The following is a 2,850-nucleotide window of genomic DNA, read 5'->3' as shown; positions in this document are numbered from 1 at the left end:
GTTCGATTTCCTCGGCTTCACCCTTCTAAACCCGTGATATTGGCTGATAAGATCGCTCTTCAACAGAGCAGACTAAACCGGAGTCCGACGGCGACCCGACAGATCTTGATGGACTGTCCATCGAAACGGCGACAAACATCGTTGTCGATACGGAGAAAGATACCGACGAGGTGCGAGAAACGCTCGCGATCGTTGCGCAGGACGGGGTTATCCGCCGGGCGGCCGTCGACGACGCAGTCGCGAACGCCTCGATGGTGGTGGCAACCGCCGAGACACGGGCAGAGCTCGCGGCGAAAAAGCTAGATAGCGCACAAGAGGCGGCCACACCGGTCTCAGACTTAGCCCTCGTGTCGGCACGCGTCGACAACTTCGACGCACGTCTTACTACTATCGAGGACAGAGCAGACAATCTCGGTGACGCCATACAGGAGGTACTCGCTATGAGGGAGGCTGGCGATCTCTATGAAATTTCTCGACGGATTAGACGGGTGACGAACGTCGCTACCGAGGTCCAACGTGCCGCCGATGACTTTCAGTCCGAGATCGACTCGTTCGAGGAGTGGCTCACCGACGCCGATCGCCGCGTCAAGGAACTCACCGCCGACCTCGATGCACTCGCGGAGTCAGTGGACGAACTCGACGACATCGCCAAAATCATTGCTGTCGACGACAGCGCCCCCGAGAGCGGGACGGCACAAACGTGGGTCGCAGCGATGGTTCGGCACCGTGTCGTGTCGTTGATGATCGCGGATCTCAGAGCAGAACTGGCGGCGCTTCGAACGTGGGCCGAGCGTGAAGGTGGTACTTCGCCGTCGGAGATCGAACCCCGGATCGACGAGGTTCAGGCCAAGCATGAGACCGTCGGGGAACAGCTCTCTACAGGTGCTGAACCAGAGTGGCACGAACGGTTTGAAGACCACATAACCGCGCTTGATGAGGCGCTCGAGGCGATGGAACCGCCGGTCGAATGGGCCGAAGTCGAAGCCATCGCCGAGGAACACCGCCCCGCGATCGAGTAGCGAACCGCGTCCCGGAGCGACAACAATTGTTTGTCCGCCTCGGACCGTCAGGTATCGATATTTTCGGCGCGGATCGCGGTTCTCGCAGCGGTGTCGGCCATGGAGCGACCGCAATCAGCCGCCCGTTGCAGGTGCGAGAGCACGTTCGACAGCGCGACTGCCGTGGGCACCGATCCAACTGATTCGTCGTATAAACGCCGTTCGACCGTCTCGATACCCTCGACGGCGTCGTCACATTGACTCCTCGCCCGTTGTGCCTTCGTCATGTCCTTGTCGAGGACAGCGGTTACCGTATCGTCAACGGTGCCCGCGACGTCGTCGGCCACCGAGCACACGTTCGTAGCCACCTCGTCTGCGGGCGGCTCGGGGAGTTTTTCTCCGGTACTGGCGATCTGAACGGCCTGATCGGCGACGGTTTCCAGGCGACGGGCGATCGCGTAGTAGGCGAACAGCTCGGGGCGGGAGACACCCAGCGCGTCGAGCTCGGCGTGCGAGACCAGTGACCGCGAGAAGTGCCGCGTGACCGTCTCCGCGGAGCGGCGCGCTTCGTCAGCACGGTCACGGATTCTCGCGTGTGTGTCAGCAGCGTCAACGAACGCGGCGGTCGCGTCGCGGAGGAGTGAAACGACCACGTACTGGAGTTGGACGATCGATTGACAGACGGAGACGGACGACGTGTCCAAGAGGTGTCTGATCGTAATCTCCGCATCTGATTCACTGAGAATATTCGTCCCGACTAAACCTCGGACCGCCGACCGTACCGCTTTGCGCTCTGCGTCGGAGAAGGTACCCACCCGACGCAGCGTTATCGTCTCGAACCCGACCGCATGAGCCGTTCGGACGGCACGCTTGACGGCTTCAGTACCGCCGCCGTCGAAATCGACCGTTGCTTCGTCCAGACAGTTGACGTCCGCGTTCGAGGACCGGATGAGGACCGACCCGTCACGATGGGTGTACAACTGCAGTTCCATGCCGACCTCGAGGTCGTGATTCGTCGCCCATCCTTTCGGAATCGAGACGGTGAACGTGCCGCCGCCGACCTCCTGCAGCTTTCTGGTCTCCATGGTCAGTAGATCAGCTCGGGCTCACCGTCGTTCATGTACAGTGTGCGCGCAGCGATATTGACGGCGTGATCCCCGATTCGTTCCAGATCGCGGATCGTGAGCAGTATCCGCGACACGTCATCGAGCAGTTGCTCGATGTCCCACCGATCGGACTCGCTGGCAATCAGCTCGCGGACGACGGCTTCGCTGGCGTTCTGACACGACGCGTCGAGTTCGTCGTCACGCACGTCGATCGCTCGACACGCCTCGGAGTCGCCGTCGACGTACGCGTCGATGGCTTCTCGGACCTGATTGGAGGCGGTCTCGCCGATCTGTTGGATCCGGACTTCGGAGATGACTTCGGCGCTACCGGCGAGGGCGTACCGAGCAAGGTTCGTCGCGAGGTCACCGATCCGTTCCAGATCGGTGAGGATCTTGAACGACGCGGCGACGAAGCGCAGATCAGAGGCGACGGGCTGTTGGAGCGCGATAAGGTCGACGCAGTCGCCTTCGAGCTCAAGATACTGCTGGTTGATTCGGTCGTCGTTCTCGATCACCTCGCGAGCCGCTCCGTAGTCGTCGCTCTCGAGCGCTTCCAGCGCCCGCAGGAGCTGACCAAGCACGCTTTTGCCCATCGACTCGACATCGGTTCGAAGTTCATCCAGCGACTCGCGATACTCTTCTCGAGGCACGACGATCACCCGAACTTTCCACTGATGGTATGTCTTTACCCCGATGATTCAACTGCCGGCACGGTGTGAGCCCGTGGAATCATCTCGTTATCTCGG

3 protein-coding genes are annotated in these 2,850 nt (G+C 61.1%); 1 reads left to right on the top strand and 2 read right to left on the bottom strand.

Annotated elements, in window-relative coordinates; translation table 11 throughout:
• The first annotated feature begins 113 nt into the window (after window positions 1–113).
• Window positions 114–1,019 carry a halo transducer protein gene (locus tag N5096_RS12365; protein WP_303654985.1) on the top strand — a complete coding sequence of 302 codons (906 nt, stop codon included), beginning with the start codon at window positions 114–116 and terminating at the stop codon, window positions 1,017–1,019.
• Window positions 1,020–1,066: 47 nt separating this feature from the next.
• Here the strand turns inward: N5096_RS12365 and N5096_RS12360 are convergent, their stop codons facing one another.
• Both N5096_RS12360 and phoU read right to left on the bottom strand, forming a co-directional pair.
• On the bottom strand, window positions 1,067–2,083 hold the full coding sequence (locus tag N5096_RS12360) for a phosphate uptake regulator PhoU (RefSeq protein WP_267665117.1): 1,017 nt from the start codon (window positions 2,081–2,083) through the stop codon (window positions 1,067–1,069).
• 2 nt (window positions 2,084–2,085) lie between these two features.
• Entirely contained in the window at window positions 2,086–2,763 is a 678-nt protein-coding gene (gene phoU, locus N5096_RS12355) for a phosphate signaling complex protein PhoU (RefSeq protein ID WP_379790396.1), read from the bottom strand.
• Window positions 2,764–2,850: the final 87 nt, after the last annotated feature.

It is taken from the genome of Halorubrum yunnanense, from assembly GCF_026586675.1.
GTDB classification, from domain to species: Archaea; Halobacteriota; Halobacteria; order Halobacteriales; family Haloferacaceae; genus Halorubrum; species Halorubrum yunnanense.
This window is presented reverse-complemented; position numbering and strand designations above follow the sequence as displayed.

Excerpts from the sequence above, each read along its gene's own strand:
- N5096_RS12360 (WP_267665117.1), bottom strand. The coding sequence starts at position 2,083 with ATGGAGACCAGAAAGCTGCAGGAGGTCGGCGGCGGCACGTTCACCGTC.